Annotated in this window: 16 protein-coding genes; 7 read left to right on the plus strand and 9 right to left on the minus strand. The window is 61.0% G+C overall.

Going from position 1 to position 17,670, the window contains the following annotated elements:
• The first annotated feature begins 213 nt into the window (after window positions 1-213).
• Together P7F60_RS06840 and pth are read left to right on the plus strand one after the other, a co-directional pair.
• Window positions 214-807: a 50S ribosomal protein L25/general stress protein Ctc gene (locus tag P7F60_RS06840; RefSeq protein WP_277916959.1), complete on the plus strand. Its 594-nt coding sequence runs from the start codon at window positions 214-216 to the stop codon at window positions 805-807.
• A 126-nt stretch (window positions 808-933) separates the two neighbouring features.
• Complete coding sequence (gene pth / locus P7F60_RS06845; RefSeq protein WP_277916960.1) at window positions 934-1,659, plus strand: aminoacyl-tRNA hydrolase; 726 nt, start codon at window positions 934-936, stop codon at window positions 1,657-1,659.
• Between the two features lie 3 nt (window positions 1,660-1,662).
• On the opposite strand, the gene clpS is transcribed toward pth, so the two are convergent.
• Entirely contained in the window at window positions 1,663-1,974 is a 312-nt protein-coding gene (gene clpS, locus P7F60_RS06850; protein WP_277916961.1) for an ATP-dependent Clp protease adapter ClpS, read from the minus strand.
• A gap of 152 nt (window positions 1,975-2,126) precedes the next feature.
• Between clpS and ychF the strand changes: the two genes are divergently transcribed.
• Complete coding sequence (gene ychF / locus P7F60_RS06855; RefSeq protein ID WP_277916962.1) at window positions 2,127-3,230, plus strand: redox-regulated ATPase YchF; 1,104 nt, start codon at window positions 2,127-2,129, stop codon at window positions 3,228-3,230.
• A 37-nt stretch (window positions 3,231-3,267) separates the two neighbouring features.
• Here the strand turns inward: ychF and P7F60_RS06860 are convergent, their stop codons facing one another.
• Window positions 3,268-4,383, minus strand: coding sequence for a hypothetical protein (locus tag P7F60_RS06860; RefSeq protein WP_277916963.1), 1,116 nt, complete (start codon window positions 4,381-4,383; stop codon window positions 3,268-3,270).
• A gap of 220 nt (window positions 4,384-4,603) precedes the next feature.
• Between P7F60_RS06860 and P7F60_RS06865 the strand changes: the two genes are divergently transcribed.
• Both P7F60_RS06865 and P7F60_RS06870 read left to right on the plus strand, forming a co-directional pair.
• Window positions 4,604-5,068, plus strand: coding sequence for a MaoC family dehydratase (locus P7F60_RS06865; protein ID WP_277916964.1), 465 nt, complete (start codon window positions 4,604-4,606; stop codon window positions 5,066-5,068).
• Window positions 5,065-5,529 (plus strand): MaoC family dehydratase, encoded by a 465-nt coding sequence (locus tag P7F60_RS06870; protein ID WP_277916965.1) that lies wholly within the window; start codon window positions 5,065-5,067, stop codon window positions 5,527-5,529. The genes P7F60_RS06865 and P7F60_RS06870 overlap by 4 nt, the downstream gene beginning before the upstream one ends.
• A gap of 12 nt (window positions 5,530-5,541) precedes the next feature.
• On the opposite strand, the gene P7F60_RS06875 is transcribed toward P7F60_RS06870, so the two are convergent.
• The 4 genes from P7F60_RS06875 to petA form a co-directional block, all read right to left on the minus strand.
• Entirely contained in the window at window positions 5,542-6,084 is a 543-nt protein-coding gene (locus P7F60_RS06875) for an adenine phosphoribosyltransferase (protein WP_277916966.1), read from the minus strand.
• 170 nt (window positions 6,085-6,254) lie between these two features.
• On the minus strand, window positions 6,255-7,127 hold the full coding sequence (locus P7F60_RS06880; RefSeq protein ID WP_277916968.1) for a cytochrome c1: 873 nt from the start codon (window positions 7,125-7,127) through the stop codon (window positions 6,255-6,257).
• Window positions 7,128-7,154: 27 nt separating this feature from the next.
• Window positions 7,155-8,417, minus strand: coding sequence for a cytochrome b N-terminal domain-containing protein (locus P7F60_RS06885; RefSeq protein WP_277916969.1), 1,263 nt, complete (start codon window positions 8,415-8,417; stop codon window positions 7,155-7,157).
• A 15-nt stretch (window positions 8,418-8,432) separates the two neighbouring features.
• Window positions 8,433-9,011: a ubiquinol-cytochrome c reductase iron-sulfur subunit gene (petA, locus tag P7F60_RS06890; RefSeq protein ID WP_277917201.1), complete on the minus strand. Its 579-nt coding sequence runs from the start codon at window positions 9,009-9,011 to the stop codon at window positions 8,433-8,435.
• A 374-nt stretch (window positions 9,012-9,385) separates the two neighbouring features.
• Between petA and P7F60_RS06895 the strand changes: the two genes are divergently transcribed.
• Entirely contained in the window at window positions 9,386-10,354 is a 969-nt protein-coding gene (locus tag P7F60_RS06895; RefSeq protein ID WP_277916970.1) for an endonuclease/exonuclease/phosphatase family protein, read from the plus strand.
• 44 nt (window positions 10,355-10,398) lie between these two features.
• Here P7F60_RS06895 and P7F60_RS06900 read toward each other — a convergent pair whose 3' ends face one another.
• Window positions 10,399-12,309, minus strand: a complete 1,911-nt coding sequence (locus tag P7F60_RS06900; RefSeq protein WP_277917202.1) for an ABC transporter ATP-binding protein — start codon at window positions 12,307-12,309, stop codon at window positions 10,399-10,401.
• Window positions 12,310-12,714: 405 nt separating this feature from the next.
• Between P7F60_RS06900 and P7F60_RS06905 the strand changes: the two genes are divergently transcribed.
• The gene (locus P7F60_RS06905; protein ID WP_277916971.1) at window positions 12,715-14,835 is read left to right on the plus strand and encodes a DUF4214 domain-containing protein; all 2,121 of its coding nucleotides are present in this window, start codon (window positions 12,715-12,717) and stop codon (window positions 14,833-14,835) included.
• Between the two features lie 57 nt (window positions 14,836-14,892).
• On the opposite strand, the gene P7F60_RS06910 is transcribed toward P7F60_RS06905, so the two are convergent.
• Window positions 14,893-15,642 carry a class I SAM-dependent methyltransferase gene (locus P7F60_RS06910; protein WP_277916973.1) on the minus strand — a complete coding sequence of 250 codons (750 nt, stop codon included), beginning with the start codon at window positions 15,640-15,642 and terminating at the stop codon, window positions 14,893-14,895.
• Window positions 15,643-15,680: 38 nt separating this feature from the next.
• Complete coding sequence (locus P7F60_RS06915) at window positions 15,681-17,549, minus strand: ABC transporter ATP-binding protein (protein WP_277916974.1); 1,869 nt, start codon at window positions 17,547-17,549, stop codon at window positions 15,681-15,683.
• Window positions 17,550-17,670 lie beyond the last annotated feature (121 nt).

Below are 17,670 nucleotides of genomic sequence, written 5' to 3' on the forward strand. Positions count from 1 at the left end.
TGAAAGCGTCCGGAACAACAGGCAAAACGGCACGGATCGGCAAAACCCGCGCAAGGCTTGCCTTATCGGGCATTGTGTATTATAGCCCGCCCGTCCGCGCAGACACCCTTGGAGGCACCGCGGATGAGAAGGTTTTCGGACCGTCTCCGGTCCAGCGGAACACAGGCATCTTGCCACCGCCGGGCTCTCCAAACAACCTCGAAAGGATATGCCATGAGCCACGCATCTTACGAGCTCAAGGCCGAGGCGCGCGAACGGGTCGGTAAGGGGTCCTCCCGTGAACTTCGCCGCAACGGTTTCATTCCCGCTGTCATCTATGGTGACAAGCAGGCCCCGATTTCCATCGCGCTGTCGACCAACGAAGTCACCAAGCGCATCCATGGCGGTGGTTTCATGACCACGGTTGCCGTCATCGACGTCAACGGCGAGAAGATCCGCGTCCTGCCGAAGGACTATCAGCTGGATCCGGTGCGCGACTTCACCATGCATGTCGACTTCCTGCGCGTCTCCGCCGACAGCCAGGTCACGGTTCAGGTTCCGGTTCACTTCATCAACGAAGAGAAGTCGGCCATCAAGACCGGCGCCGTGCTGAACGTCGTTCGTCACGAAGTCGAGCTGCACGTTCCGGCCAACGACATCCCGGAATTCATCACCGTCGACCTGTCCGGCTTCAAGGTCGGCGATGCCGTTCACATCTCGCATGTGAAGCTGCCAGCCAACGCCTCGCCCGTCATCGGCGACCGCGACTTCACGATCGCCACGATCGTTGCCCCGGCCGGCGGCATGGCGGAAGAAGCCAGCGAGTAATAGCCGCTTCCGTTTGAACGCCTATAAGGCGTCCTGCCCCGGCAGGGCGCCTTTTTGCTTTGTCGCATTTCCGGACGGAAAACCGCTTTCCTGGAATTGCTCCGGAACTCAAAGAGGAGTCCGTTCATGCTCGTCATCGCCGGCCTCGGCAATCCCGGCAGTCAATATGCCGGCAATCGTCACAATATCGGTTTCATGGCGCTCGATGCCATCCAGCGCCGCCATTCCTTTTCGCCCTGGTCGAGAAAGTTCAAGGGCGAGATCTCGGAAGGCGAACTGGGCGGCGAGAAGGTGCTGCTGATCCGGCCGCTGACCTATATGAACCTGTCCGGCGAGGCCGTCGGCGAGGCAATGCGCTTCTACAAGCTGGCCCCCAAGGATCTCGTCGCCATCTACGACGAGCTCGACCTGCCCGCCGGCAAGGCGCGCATCAAGACCGGCGGCGGCCATGGCGGCCATAACGGCATCAAGTCGCTGGACGCCCATTGCGGCAAGGACTATCGCCGCCTGCGCCTCGGAATCGGCCATCCCGGCATCAAGGAAGCCGTGGTCGGCCATGTGCTCGGCGATTTCGCCAAGGCCGACGCCGCCTGGCTGGAGCCGCTGCTCGACGCTGTCGCCGACAATGCCGCCATGCTGGTCAAGGGCGAGGATTCGCAATTCATGAACCGCATCACGCTGGCGACCGGCGGCAAGCCCGATGAGGCCAAGCCGGCGCCCGCCCCGAAGAAGCCGGCGGGACAGTCGCATATTCGCCAGGCGCGGCCGAATGCGGCGACAAAGCCCCTGCCCGCCTCCGGCCCGATGGCGGACATGCTCAAGCGGATGTTTTCCAAGAAGGGTGAGGATTAGGCCCTATTCTTCCGGCTCCGCCGTGAACAGCAGCGGAAAGCCCGCCTCCTTGCCGAGATCGGTCGCTTCCTTCGCCTTGGTCTCGGCGACATCGCGCGGGCAGACGGTGACGACGCAGGAGCCCTTCTGATGGGCGGTGATCATGATGCGCCGCCCCGCTTCCTCGCCAGTGCGGAAAACCGCTTTCAGCACCATGGTGACGAAATCGCGCGGCGTATAATCGTCGTTGAGCAGGATGACCTTGTAGAGCTTGGGGCGTTCGACCCTGGGTCTGGTCGCCAGCTTCGGTTTCAACTGGGTGCTGCTGCCGGCCATGAGCTTCCCCTACGTCGAAAAATGGACCTGTTTCGACGATATTGCCCCGCCCGGCGTCCTCGGGCAAGGTTTTCGGCCGCAAGGCTTGACCTTCCCCCGGCCATTCCGCAAAAGGCAGCACAGACAGTTTTCCAGAAACGGGTTTCAAGACCATGGGCTTCAAATGCGGTATCGTCGGCCTGCCGAATGTCGGCAAGTCGACCCTCTTCAATGCACTGACCAAGACGGCCGCCGCGCAGGCCGCCAACTATCCTTTCTGCACCATCGAGCCGAACACCGGCGAGGTTGCCGTGCCCGATCCGCGCATGAAGGCGCTGGCGACGGTCGCCGGCTCCAAGGAGATCATCCCGACCCGCATCTCCTTCGTCGATATCGCCGGCCTGGTGCGCGGCGCATCCAAGGGTGAAGGCCTCGGCAACAAGTTCCTCGCCAATATCCGCGAAGTCGATGCCGTGGTGCATGTGCTGCGCTGCTTCGAGGACGACGACATCACCCATGTTGAGGGCCGCATCAACCCGGTGGGTGATGCCGATACGATCGAGACCGAGTTGATGCTCGCCGACCTCGAAAGCCTGGAGCGCCGCGTCGAGCAGACCCGCAAGCGCGCCACCGGCAAGGACAAGGAGTCCATCGCCCAGCTTCCGATCATGGAAGCCGTGGTCAAGCTTTTGAACGAGGGCAAGCCGGCCCGCCTTCTCCTGAAGACGCTGGCGCCGGAAGAGATCGAGATCCTCAAAGGCCTCAACCTGCTGACCTCGCATCCGGTTCTCTACGTCTGCAACGTCGCCGAGGCGGACGCCGCGACCGGCAATGCCCACACCGCAGCCGTCGCCGCCATGGCCAGGGAACAGGGCGCCGAATGCGTCGTCATCTCGGCCGCCATCGAATCCGAGGTCGCCCAGCTTCCGGAAGAAGAGTCGGCCGAATTCCTCTCCGCGCTTGGCCTAGAGGAAGCGGGCCTCGACCGGTTGATCCGCGCCGGCTATCACCTGCTCGATCTCATCACCTATTTCACTGTCGGCCCCAAGGAAACCCGCGCCTGGACCATCGTGCGCGGCACCAAGGCCCCGCAGGCCGCCGGCGTCATCCACACCGATTTCGAACGCGGCTTCATCCGCGCCTTCACCATCGCCTATGACGATTACATCGCCTACAAGGGCGAAGTCGGCGCCAAGGAAGCCGGAAAGGGCCGCGACGAAGGCAAGGAATATGTGGTGCAGGACGGCGACGTCATCCACTTCCGCTTCAACACCTGAGTCGAAGCCTCACCTGCCTTAAAATCGCTGCCGCCTCTCACCGAAGAGGCGGCAGTTTTTCTTTAAAGATCAGCGGTAGCGGCGTGACCGCGAAGCGACGGAAATGCGGCCAGCCGACGCCGATGGTCAGCACCACCAGCCCGACGATCAGCAGCGTCGCGAAGACATAGGTTTCCGGCGCGGCCGCCGTCTTCTGCAAGAGGCTTGCGGTCGCCAGCCCCAGCGATACCAGCCCCGATGTGACGAAGGCACGTCGGTCGATGACCAGGCCTATGGTCATGAACACCGCAACGATAGCGACGACGATCAACGCATCCGGCAGGCCTTTTTCAGCGTTGAACAGGGCGCCGTTATTGAAATCGCCGAGGAAAACCAGGGCCAGCATCGCATAAAGCAGCGCCGGCGCCGCCGCTAGATGCAGCCAGAACGCGACATCCGAGCGCCGCGTCACCCGGAAGCGATCGGAGAGATCGTAGCGCATCGCCACCGCAAACAGCACCAGGGCACCGGCGAAGAAGATCGCCGCGGAGAGCGACGGATGCACGCTGATGAAGTCCGCCTGTCCGCTTGCCCGCGAGAGCCCGAGGAACAGCAGTCCGGCCGCGATAGCCACCAGCGACACGATCCACAGGCTGAGCGCCAACGGAATGCGATAACGCAGATAGAAAGGCGCCATCAGCAGCGCAAAGGGCGCCATGGTCAGCACGAAATGCAGCATCGGATCCGCGTCCGGCGCGAGCCTGTCCTCGAGCATCACGATGCTGGCCATGAAGATCCAATGCGCGAAAATCAGCGTCAGCACCACCGCCGGCAGGGCCAGCCGCTGCCGCCGCACGAGGATTTCCGCAAGGACGATCACTGCCGGCAATACGCCGAACAGCGAGCCCACGCCCCATATTCCGGCCATGACGATGCAGACGCCGATCGTGATCAGCACATCGTGAAAGCCGCGAATGAAGCGCGGCGCTTCGGTATCCTCCACTGGCGCGACCACATGCGCCTCGCCGGGCCCGGCAATGTCGCCCAAGGCTGCAGATGGCGGCCGGAGCACGACACCGCGCGCCTGCATATAGGGCAAAAGCGCGCCGGCCTGGTCACCGGAGATAATGCCCTCGCCGGCGGCGCCGTCGAGCACGGATTTCAATGTCTGCATGAATAAGGCCCCATAAAGCATTTCCAGGAACAGTGCGAAGCGGTTTTCCTTCGGAAATGCGAAAAAGCAAAGGGTGAGATGCGTTCTCACGATTCAGAGAAAGCGGGAATGCTCAATTCGGCGCCACCTTACCCGGACGCAACGCTTTGACAAGGCCATGCACCCTTGCCAAACCACGCCGCCCTCGCCATTGTGCGTCGCAAACGGGACGGATATGCACGTGACGACATACACTTATGAAGACTTTACGCCCGGCCGGGTCTTTCCGCTCGGGCCGATTGCGGTAACGGCGGCCGATATCATTGAATTCGCCAGGGAATTCGACCCGCAACCGATGCATCTCGACGAAAACGCCGGCAAGGACAGCATTCTCGGCGGCCTCGCCGCCTCCGGCTGGCACACCAGCGCGCTGACCATGCGGATGATGATCGACAGCTATATCCTGAATTCCACCTGCCAGGGTTCGCCGGGCATCGACCTGATGGACTGGAAGAAGCCGGTGCTGGCAGGCGATACGCTGTCCGGCCGCTCGGTGGTGGTCAGCGCCCGGCCTTTGCATTCGCGCCCCGGCATCGGCGTCGTCAAGCTGCGCCACGAGACCGAGAACCAGCATGGCGAACTGGTGGCGCTGTCGGAAAATTCCGTGATGTTCCGCATGGCGACAAGCCCGGAGGCCGGCGCATGAGGATGCAGGATCTCTATCCGGACATGCGGCTGGAACTGGCCACCAAGCATTTCAGCGCCGAGGACATCATCCGCTTCGCCCGCCGTTTCGACGGCCAGCCCTTCCATATCGATGCGGAAGCGGCCAGGAGCAGCCTGTTCGGCGGCCTGTGCGCGTCCGGCTGGCACACATGCGCCCTATGGATGCGCAGTTTCCTCGATTTCTGGAAAGAAGAATGCCGACGGCTGGAAGAGCGCGGCATCGCACCGCCAAAACTCGGTCCTTCCCCCGGCTTCCGCGACCTTCGCTGGCTGCGCCCGGTCTATGCCGGTGATGACATCACCTATTTCGTGACCCTGAAGGCCAGCCGAGACCTATCCTCGCGTCCCGGCTGGATCATGAACACCATCCTGTGCGAAGGCGCCAACCAGAGCGGCGATCTCGTCGTGCGCTTCGAAAGCACCGTGCTGGAATTTTCCTGAGATAAAGCGGGGTCAATGCCCGCTGAACTCGACCAGCGTGCGCACTTCCACGCCGAGCGCTTCCAGCTTCTGCCGGCCGCCGAGGTCGGGCAGGTCGATGACGAAGCAGCAGGAGATGACGTCGGCGCCGATCTGGCGCAGAAGCTGCACCGCGCCGACCGCGGTACCGCCGGTGGCGATCAGGTCGTCAACCAGGATCACCTTGTCGCCGGGCTGCACCGCATCGCGATGGATCTCCATCTCGTCAACCCCGTATTCGAGGCTGTAGGCGATTCGCACCGTTTCGTGCGGCAGCTTGCCCTTCTTGCGGATCGGCACGAAACCGGCCGAAAGCTGGTGGGCGACGGCGCCGCCGAGAATGAAGCCGCGCGCCTCCATGCCGGCGATCTTGTCGATCTTGGAACCGACATAGGGGTTCACCAATTCGTCCACTGCGCGGCGGAAAGTGCGCGGATTGCCGAGCAGTGTGGTGATATCGCGAAAGATGATGCCCGGCTTGGGATAATCCGGGATGGAACGGATCGAGCTGGCGAGATCCGAAGCAGTCAAGGTCATGAAAACACTCATCCGTGTCTTGATCGGGCACCTCCGGCAGCAGCCGCGCCGCAGGCGCGTTTGCCGGACATGCAACCGGGTTACGCCAGACACTATCAATTGCGGACCGGCTGGCCAAACAAAAAAGGCGGCCTGCAGGCCGCCTTTTTCAAACCGGAAACCTGAACGTCTCAGTGTTCCTTGTTGGCGTAGACCGACTTTTTCGTCAGATAGACGAGGCCGGTGAAGATCACCAGGAAAACCATGACCATGAAGCCGGTCCGCTTGCGCTCTTCCAGATGAGGCTCGGCGGCCCACATCAGGAATGCGGCGACATCCTTCGCATACTGGTCGACCGTCTGCGGCGTGCCGTCTTCATAGGTGACCTGGTCGTTGCTGATCGGCTGCGCCATGGCAAGCGCCGCGGCGTTGGCGAAATACGGGTTGTAATGCGTGCCCTCGGCCACTTCGACGCCGGCCGGCGGATCCTGATAGCCGGTCAGCAGCGAGTAGATGTAATCCGGCCCGCCTTCCTGATACTGCGTGAAGATATCGAAGATGAACTGCGGGAAGCCGCGAGTAACGCCGCGCGCTTTGGCGAGCAGCGACATATCGGGCGGAGCCGCACCGCCGTTTGCGGCGGCGGCCGCTTCCGGATTCGGATAGGGCGACGGGAAGTGATCCGACGGGACCGCCTTGCGGGTGAACATTTCACCGTCGCCGTTCGGACCGTCCTGCACTTCGTAATTGGCGGCGAAAGCCTTCACCTGGGCATCGGAATAACCGAGATGCTCCAGCATGCGGAACGGCACCAGGTTCATCGAATGACAGGCGGAGCAGACTTCCGAATAAACCTTCAGCCCGCGCTGAAGCTGAGCCTTGTCGTAGTGCCCGAACGGGCCGGCAAAGCTCCAGCTTTCCTGCTTGGGATGATGGATCGGATAATGCGGCGTGCCGCCTTCCGCATGTGCATCCCCCTTCGCCTCTTCGGCGAAGGCAGGAGCCGCAAAGCCGATGATGGCGACGACAGCAAGCGACAGGATGCTTGTTACAAGCTTTTTCATGATGTGATTCCCTCTCAGTCGCTTGTCTCAGGCCTTCGCCGTCGCCGCGTTCTTTTCCAGAACCGCTTCGGTGATGGAGTTCGGCAGGCGGCGCGGCGTCTCGAACAACCCCAGCAGCGGCATCACGACGATGAAGAAGCCGAAGTAATAGAGCGTGCCGAGCTGCGACAGGACGACGAAGATGCCTTCCGCAGGCTGGGCGCCGAGCCAGCCGAGCATGATGGCGTTGGCGACGAACAGCCAGAAGAACAGCTTGTACCACGGGCGATAGACAGCCGAGCGGACCTTCGAGGTATCGAGCCAGGGCAGGAAGAACAGGATGATGATCGCACCGAACATCACCAGAACGCCGCCAAGCTTGGAGTCGATCGGGCCGACGTTGAAGGTGATGGCGCGCAGCATCGCGTAGAACGGCAGGTAATACCATTCCGGAACGATGTGGGCCGGCGTCTTCAGCGGGTTGGCCATGACGTAGTTGTCGGGATGGCCGAGATAGTTCGGCATGTAGAAGACGAACCACGCATAGACGATCAGGAAGACCGAGACGCCGAGCGCATCCTTCAGCGTCGCATAGGGCGTGAAAGGCACGGTATCGGTCTTGGTCTTGACCTCCACGCCGGTCGGGTTGGTCTGGCCGGTGACGTGCAGGGCCCAGACGTGCAGCACGACGACGCCGGCGATCATGAAGGGCAGCAGGTAATGCAGCGAGAAGAAGCGGTTCAGCGTCGGCTGGTCGACCGCGAAGCCGCCGAGCAGGAACTGCTGCAGCCATTCGCCGACCCACGGGAAGGCCGAAAAGAAGCCGGTGATGACGGTGGCGCCCCAGAAAGACATCTGCCCCCAGGGCAGGACGTAGCCCATAAAGCCGGTCGCCATCATCAGCAGATAGATGACGACGCCGAGGATCCAAAGGATTTCGCGCGGTGCCTTGTAAGAACCGTAATACAGGCCGCGGGCGATATGCAGATAGACGGCGATGAAGAAGAAGGATGCGCCGTTGGCATGCATATAGCGCAAAAGCCAGCCGTGATTGACGTCGCGCATGATCTTCTCGACGGACACGAAGGCGACCGACGTGTCGGCGGCATAATGCATGGCCAGCACGACCCCGGTCAGGATCTGCACGACCAGCATGACGGACAGCATGGCGCCGAACGTGTAAGCATAGTTCAGGTTGCGCGGAACCGGATAGGCGACAAAGCTGTCATAGACAAGACGCGGCAATGGCAGGCGGGAATCGATCCACTTTTCAAGGCCGGTCGCTGGTTGGTAACTTGAATGACCACTCATAGAATCAGTATCCCCTTAACCGATCTTGATCACTGTATCTTTGACGAAAGAAAAGGTCGGCACGGCCAGGTTCATCGGCGCCGGACCCTTGCGGATTCGACCGGCCGTATCGTAGTGCGAACCATGGCAGGGACAGAACCATCCGCCGAAGTCCCCGGCCTGTCCGAGCGGAATGCAGCCCAGATGGGTGCATACGCCGACCATGATGATCCAGTTCTCCCGGTTCTCCCCGGCAGAGCGATCGATATCGGTCGCCGGTGCGTCGGCCGCGATATTGGCGTTGCGCGCGATCGGATCCTTGAGGTCGGAAAGCTCGACAGCCTTGGCTGCCTTGACCTCGTCGTCCGTGCGGTTGCGGATGAAGACGGGCTTGCCGCGCCATTTGACGGTCAGGGACATGCCGGGCGTCAGGCTGGAGACGTCGACCTCGATGGCGCCGAGCGCCAGCGTCGACGCATCCGGGCGCATCTGGTCGATGAACGGCCAGGCAACCGAAACGGCACCGACGGCACCCGCCATCCCCGTGGTCAGATACAGGAAATCACGGCGAGTAGGCTCGCCAAGGGTTTCGCTTGTCGTCTCGTGTTCGCTCACGGCTAAACCATCCTCTGCGCAAATCTTCGCAATAACGCATTGCCCCCAAACCGGCGAATCCGAGCGGACACAATTCGGCCACAGATTCCCCGGCAATCCGGCGCGTTCTATGCTTGATCGCAAATTATGTCCAGTGTCGACAAGGGCTCCGGGCACTATGTCGCGGAATTCGGACACACTTTTTTCAACGTCTTTGATTTCGGGCAACTCCCAGGCCAATTTTGCGGCGATTTCATCGGGATGCCGCCGAAGATCGAGCAAACGAAGAATCGCCGGCCGATGCCCGATGGGGCCCTGCCGCATTGCAAGCCGGCAATCGGGCGTGGTATCGCGGCTCCTGACCCGCCCCTTGTTTCCCCGCCGGACAAACGCCGATGAGATCGACCCTGTATTGCGTGTTGTGCGTGCTGCTGACGCTGGTGCTGGCGGCCTGTTCGCTGCGCTACCTGCGCGAATCCTGGCCCCTGTCCTTTCTCTATAGCCTGCAATTGCATGCCACGCTCGCCTGTCTGGCCGGGGCGGTGGTTGCGCTCGCCTTGCGCCGGCATGTCTACGGTGTCTTCCTGCTGGCCTGGGCGGCGGCGCTGGTCGTGCATGCGCTGATCATGCTGCAGGAATTCCGCCGCGACCCCAGCCCGCAGGCGCTGGCGGCACCGCATTTCAGGCTGCTGTCCTTCAACATCATGGGCGACAACAGCGAGAACGGCGAAAGGATCGCCGACTATATCCTCTCCTCACGCGCCGATGTGGCGGTGATCCTGGAAGCGAGACCGCTGTTTTCGCAGCTCGATCGCCTGGCGCGCCTCTTCCCGCACCGGATCGGTTGCGAGACCGGCGGCGAGGATTGCGACCTGCTGCTCCTATCGCGCCGCCCCTTCGTCGAGACGATGAAGGCCAGCCTCAGTGACCTGCGCCGGAACCGGTTTGCGCTCGCCCGCATCGAATTCGCCGGCCAGAAGCTGAACATTGCCGCTACCCACCTGACAAAGCCCTATTACGACCATTATCATGACGAGGAACTGTACAATCTGGGCGAGCTGATCGAGGCGGCGGAGGGGCCGCTGCTGGTCGCCGGCGACTTCAACTCCGATATAATCGCGCCCGACATGCAGGCCTTCATCCGCAATGGCGGCCTGACCACGGCGCCGAGCGAACCGCGCACCTGGCCGATCCGCGCCGGCGCCTATGGCATCGCCATCGACCACGTCTTTGCAAGGCAGCCGGCCGAACTGATCGAGACACGACGCATCCCCGACGCCTTCGGCTCGAACCATTACGGACTGGTTTCGCAATTCGCCATTGCAGCGCCAAACATCACGAACGACGCGCAAAAAGCGCCGTAACACCCTAAAAATATTGCATGATTCACCTGAAGCCTGTCACGTCTTCAGAAATTATGCAGTGCAGGAGCCGGCTGTGGTTCACCGCCCTCCTCGTCGCCAAAATCGGCCGCGATCATGCCGCCGGACTGGCGAGACCAGAGGTCGGCATAAAGTCCGCCACGGGCGATCAGATCCTGATGCGTGCCTTGCTCGACGATGCGGCCGCGATCCATCACTACGAGACGGTCGAGGCTGGCAATGGTCGACAGGCGGTGGGCAATGGCCAGCACGGTCTTGCCCTGCATCAGCTTTTCCAGATTGGACTGGATCGCCGCCTCGACCTGCGAATCCAGCGCCGAGGTCGCCTCGTCCAGCACCAGGATTGGCGCATCCTTCAGCATGACACGGGCAATCGCGATACGCTGGCGCTGGCCGCCGGAAAGTTTCACACCGCGCTCGCCAACATGAGCATCGAAACCCTTGCGGCCGCGCTGATCCTGCACCTGCCCGATGAAGCGGTCGGCTTCGGCCCTGCGCACGGCCTCGAGGAGTTGCTCCTCGCTGGCATCGGCGCGGCCGAAGAGAATATTGTCGCGGATCGAGCGGTTGAGCAGCGCCGTATCCTGCGTCACCATGCCGATATGGGCGCGCAGCGAGCTTTGGCGCACACCGGCGATATCCTGTCCGTCGATGAGGATACGGCCGCTTTCGAGATCGTAGAAACGCAGCAGTAGGTTGACCAGCGTCGACTTGCCCGCCCCCGAGCGGCCGACGATGCCGACCTTTTCGCCCGGACGGATGGTCAGCGACAGGTCGTCGATGACGCCCTTGCCGCGCCCATAATGAAAGGTGATGTTTTCGAAACGGATTTCCGGCTGCGTCACCTTGAGGTCACCGGCATCCGGCCGGTCGACGAGGCGGATCGGCTGCGAAATCAGTTCGGCGGAGTTCTGGATGGTGCCGAGATTGCGCATGATGGCGTTGAACTGGGTCATCATGCGCCCGAGCAGCATGTTGAGGCGCAGCACCAGCCCCAGCGTATAGGCAACGCCGCCAGCCGTCATCGCGCCAGCAAACCACAGGTCGATCGAGAGGAAGCCGATCGTTGCGATCATCAGGCCGGAGAGGAAGGAAAGCGCGATGCGCACACCGGTGATATGCCGGGTGAAGGCGATCACCGCCTGCTGAAAACGGTCGAAGCCGTCGCGCACATAATGGTCGTTGTCGGTCTCGCGGCCGAAGAGTTTCAGCGTCTGGATATTGGCATAGGAATCGACCAGCCGCCCGTTCAGCATCGAAGACGCCTCGGCCGAGGCGCGGGCGAGACGACGGATGCGCGGCACGAAATGGCGGGCGATGAAGCCGAAACCGACCAGCCAGACCGCGATCACCGCCGCCAGCCGCCAGTCGAGCGCCGCAACCAGCGCCATGGTCGAGAGCGCATAGATCAGGATGAACCAGACGACCTGCAACAGCGACACCATGAGATCGCCGGTCGCCTGCCCGCCCGCCCAGACCTTCGAGACGATGCGGCCGGAAAAATCGTTCTGGAAGAAGGAGAGCGACTGACGCGCCACGTGCACATAGGCCTGCCAGCGCATCATGTTGAAGAAGCCCGGAACGATGGTCTGCTCTTCCAGCAACGCATTCAGCGCCACCACCGTCATGCGCCCGACAAGCACGAACAGCGCCATGGCGGCCAGCGCCCCGCCATGCATGGCAAGCAGCCCGTCCCAGCCCGCCTCCTTCGGCGCGCCGTCCAGCATATCGACCAGCAGCCCGACTGACCAGAACAGCCCCGCCTCCACCATCGCCACCAGCCCGCCGACGACCAGCATGGCGAAAAACGGCGCCTTGGCCTGTCTCAGATAGAAGAGAATGAACCCGAGCGTCTCCCGCGGCGGCTGCAGATCGCCGCTACGCCGATAGGGATCGATCCAGTTTTCGAACAGCTGAAATATCGCGCGCATGATCATGCCGGCGATATAGGCCCTTTCCAACCCACCGACAAAGCATGGAGCGGATTATATTTTCGTAAGGTGTGTATCCGCCGCATGTTTCGGCATGCGCCGGGATCGAAACGGGACGCCCAAAATTCGACGATACCATTGCAATCGGACAAGTCATGCCATTTGACAATCGTCATGACCAGAGTCGATTTTTTCTTCTCTCAAAATCAATTCACAACCAATACGATCGAATAAACAATCATTGGTGTATAATTCTTTTCGGGATCGGAAGAAATCGATCAGCGCGATAAACTTTGACACAGGATATTATCGAACAATTTTGGGCGGATTAACTAATCCAACGTTTTACGATTGATTAACTAATTTGAACCTGGGTACATAGCTCCAAATGGTGTTCAGGGAGTATTAACCATGGCCAGCATCCAAGGTATCTATGTCGCATTGTTCGGGCGTCCTGCCGATCCGAGTGGTCTGGCTTATTTCAACGGCGTCGCCAAGAACGGTGCCGATCTCAGGGGCATCGGAGACCTGACGAAAACAAGCGAGTATCAAAGCCGCTTCACAGGCATGAGCAACGAACAGGTCGTCAATTCGATCTACAAGTCGCTGTTCGGTCGCGACGGCGAAAAGACCGGCATCGACTTCTTCCTCGCCAAGCTTGCCTCGGGTGAATTGACCATCAACAATATCGCGATTGCCATCCTTGATGGCGCGCAGGGCGATGACCTGGTTACCGTCAAGGCCAAGATCGACGCCGCCAACATCTTCACCAGCCATCTCGACCTGCAACTCGAAATCGACGCCTATAGGGGCAACACCGCCGCCCAGATCGGCCGCGATTTCATCACCGCGGTCACCAAGACCGATCCGGGCACTGCCGAAAAAGCCGATGCAGCGATCCTGAAGGTTGTTCAGAACCAGGGCCAAGCGCCTGTCGGCGATACAGGCACGGGCGGTAGCATTGGCGGCGGAACGCAGACCACGTTTGAAATTCACAAAAGCGCGCCGCCTTCGAATGACATGTCGAGAACCATGAGCGTGGATGGCATCAGCTTCGGCGGCAACGCCACCGGCGCAATCACCCTCGGCCAAACCGGCGGCATGGAAATGCCGATGAAGAAAATGGTCACGCCTGTTGACCTGCTATCGCTGGAGCCGACCATCGATTGGACACCGAAGCCGAGCCTGCTGACCGGCGAACGCAGCGGCGTGGCGGCAACATTTCCGGAAGGCTCCGTTGCGGTAAACTGGGCCGTACAGATTGCCAACAAAGCCTTGCCGGCGGATCTGGTGCTGAAAGACAACCTTCGCGTTTCAATGGATGCTGAAACGGCATCGACACATGAGATTGGTGGCGAAGGCTCCGTCTGTATTTCCGGCTCCGCAGGGACGCAGGCCATCCATGTGACGGCTTCGGGCAGGAACTCTATCGAAGGCGGTCTCAGCGCCGATACCATTGACATCGAAAGCGGTTCATCGGGCGTCGATAACATTCGGGTCAACGGCGTTACCGATCTCGCCGTTAGAACTGTCCTCGAAGCTGCCTCAGCCGCACGCGATGCTGTAGACGCAAGAACCGCCTTGAACAAGGCTGTAGAAGATCTGGCAGTCGCCGAGAAAGAGATAAAGGAAGCCAAGATTACGTTGCAGGTCGCCGAAGCGGCCGACAAGGTTGCTGATGCTTTGAGCAAAGCCGTAAGCTTGCTGGATAAGGAAATCAACAAGGTCTTTGCGCTTCTAGGCGTTAACCAGATAACGCTGCTCGGCCTGCGGACCTATATCGAAACAAGCAAGATCATTCCCCAGGATCTGAAGACAAACATTCTGGATGCTATTCCTGATGTAAAAGACTTCAAGCTGGCAAGCTTCCTCGACAAGGTTCACTCATATATCGATGAATATCAAAAGCAGGCGGATAATGCCAAAGCCAATGCGCAAACTGAGTTGAACAAAGCAAACGATAAATTGGACGACGCACAGGCCAAAAAGATTGCCGCGGCCGATGCGGAGACCTCAGAGAACAAAGTGAAATCCGACGCTGACCTCGCTCATGCCAAAGTGATCGCCGAAAGCGCCGTTGAGCCAATAAAACACGATGTTCACACCGACTCCGATATCGGCCACGAAGACAAGGTCTTCGGCTTCGATACCAAGATGGATCACCTCAGTCTGCCGGACCATAAGATTGTGGCCAATGTGCAGGGCCAAAGCTTCAGCTTTGGCGACAAAAGCTACAATGTCGACGTCGTTAACGGTATTGGACATGTGACCGACGCGAGCAATAAAATCTCTGTGGCGCTGTCCGGGGATCTGCTGAATGCCGCTCTTAAGTATCTCTCAAACGACAATGTCGTCAAACAGGGCGAAACCGTCGCCTTCGACTACATGGACGGCAACGAGACTGGCCTCTATGTCTTCCAAGGCGGCGACTATGGCAGCGATATCGGCATCAAGTTAGTCGGCCTGCATGCGCCGGATACCGCCGATGGTCCCGGCTTAGCTCAACTCCTCGGCTTCAGCATGCCGGTTTGAAGGACGTCCAATAATTGACAATCCGCCCGGCGGTATTACCGGGCGGATTTTTGTCGTTTACACTGCCAGCCTTCCGATCGGAATGATCTCCGGCGCATCCTCCGCCCACACCGCACCCTTCCAGTCCCCCAGCCAGCGCTCGACGCTCAGGCCCGCTTCGCCCGCCAGTTCCTCGATTTCCGCCCGCGACGCGAAAGCGAGGTGTGAGGAGGCGGAATCGGTGCGGTCGTCGACAAGGTGGCGGTAGTGCGTTTGGTAGGTGACGATGCCGGTTGAGGGATCGTGGGAGACGTCGTTCCACGCGAACATCTCGCCCAATTGCGGATGGGTGAATTGACGTTCCGAAAGCGCCGGCGTCCATTCGCGCCATTCCTCCAATTCCGGGTTGCGGCTGTCGAAGATGAAACGGCCCTGCGGCGACAGGTGTACCGCAATGGTTTTCAGGACGGCCAGTCGGTCGGCGCGGATCAGGAAAACCTGGAAGGCATGGCCGGTCATGACGATGAGGTCGAAGGTTTCGCCAAGCCGGACGCTGCGCGCATCAGCCGTCACCCATCTGGCCTTGTCGCCGCCTGGACGGGCGGCGGCGATATCCAGCATCGCCTGCGCCGGATCGACGCCGACGACGCGCGGCATGGTGGCTGCCATCGTCGCGCCGAACAGCCCGGTGCCGCAGCCGAGGTCGAGCAGGCTGGCGCAGCCTTCGGCCAATCCGCGGCAATAGCTGAGATCGTCGGCCCAGCCGTTGTCGATGTCGTAAAAGCGCGCCAGATCGGCATCGCGATACAGCCGGTCCTCGTCGGTCATGTGTCCCCTCCCTGGTTTTTGGTTGACGAGGCAGCGGATTATTCCGCCGCCTCGGTTTCCCCATCCTCGCCAGCCGCCGTCTGGTCGGCCAGAAAGCCGCCGGACTGGCGATTCCACAGGTCGGCATAAATGCCGCCTTCCGCGACCAGGCCGGCATGAGTGCCGGTCTCGATGATCGCGCCCTTGTCGAGCACGATCAGGCGGTCCATTTCCGTCAGCGTCGACAGGCGGTGGGCGATGGCGATCACCGTCTTGCCCTCCATCAGCGCGAACAGGTTTTCCTGAATCGCCGCCTCGACCTCGGAATCCAGCGCCGAGGTCGCCTCGTCGAGGATCAGGATCGGCGCGTTCTTCAGGAACACCCGGGCGATGGCGATGCGCTGGCGCTGGCCGCCGGAAAGTTTCACGCCGCGCTCGCCGACCTGCGCATCCAGTCCCTTGCGACCGTGCATGTCCTCGAGTCCGGAGATGAACTCCCAGGCATTGGCGCGCTTGGCCGCCTCGATGATCTCGGCATCGGTCGCCGAGGGACGGCCATAAGCGATATTGTCGCGGATGGAGCGGTGCAGCAGCGCCGTATCCTGCGTCACGACGCCGATGAGCGCACGCAGGCTGTCCTGCGTCACCGTCGAGATATCCTGCCCGTCGATGGTGATGCGGCCGGATTCGAGATCGTAGAAGCGCAGGAGCAGGTTCATCAGCGTTGTCTTACCCGCACCCGAGCGACCGACCAGGCCGACCTTCTCGCCGGCGCGGATATCCAGCGTCAGATCCTGAATGACGCCCTTGTCCTTGCCGTAATGGAAACGGATCCGGTCATAATGAATCGCCCCTTTCGGCGCGGCCAGCATCCGGGCATCGCCGGTATCGACGATGTCATGCGGCTTGGTCATCATGCTCATGCCGTCATAGACCGTACCGATGCTTTCGAACAGCGCCGAAATCTCCCACATGATCCATTGCGACATGCCGTTGATGCGCATGGCAAGTCCGATGGCGACCGCGATGGCGCCGACCGACACCGTGCCGTTCAGCCAGAATGCGATGCTCGCCGCCGAGATCGAAAACAGGGCGATGGCATTGTTGATGTCGACCAGGATGTTCAGCAGCGTGATCTGCCGCATCTGGCGATGCACCGTGCCGAGGAAGGCATCCATGCCGTTGCGGGCATAATCCTCCTCGCGCCCCGCATGCGAGAACAGCTTCACGGTGGCGATATTGGTATAGCTGTCGACCACGCGGCCGGTCATCATCGAGCGGGCATCGGCCTGCTCGCTGGAGAGACGGCGCAGCTTGGGAATGAAATGGCGCAGGATGAGACCATAGGCCACCAGCCACACGACGAGCGGGATCACCAGCCGCCAGTCGACGGCAAACACCAGCGCCAGCATCGATATGAAGAAGCTCGCCGCATAGACGAAGACGTCGATGATCTTCATCACCGCCTCGCGGATGGCGAGCGAAGTCTGCATCACCTTGGTCGAAACGCGGCCGGCGAACTCGTTGGCGAAGAAGGTCATCGAATGGCGCAGCAGGAAGCGGTGCATCTGCCAGCGGGCGATCATCGGGAAATTGCCGGCCAGAACCTGATGCATGGTCACGGTATGCACCGCCCCCGCCAGCGGCAGGCCGATGAGCAGCAGCGCCGCCATCCAAAACAGGTGGCGGCCTTCGTTCTGAAGGAAGGTGGCGCGGTCGGCCGAGGACAGCCAGTCGACGATATTGCCGAGGAACTGATAGAGAAACACCTCGAAAAGCGCGATCAGCATCGAGCAGAAACCGAGTAGCAGCAGCCAGGGCCAGGCGGGCTTCGTATAATGCCAGCAGAAGGCCACCAGCCCCTTCGGGGGCAGGCCGGGCTCCTCGGACGGAAACGGATTGAGTCGCTGTTCGAACCAGCCAAACATGAAAAGCTCCAATGATCCGTCCGGACAGGTTACCGCGACACGGCTAGGGCGTGGGGCGGCAGGGTCCGGAAACGATCGCGGGACACCTGTTCCCGGCGACGGATTGAAATGAAATCAGGAA

Origin of the sequence: Rhizobium sp. YJ-22 (assembly GCF_029601685.1) — a bacterium.
GTDB lineage: Bacteria > Pseudomonadota > Alphaproteobacteria > Rhizobiales > Rhizobiaceae > Metarhizobium.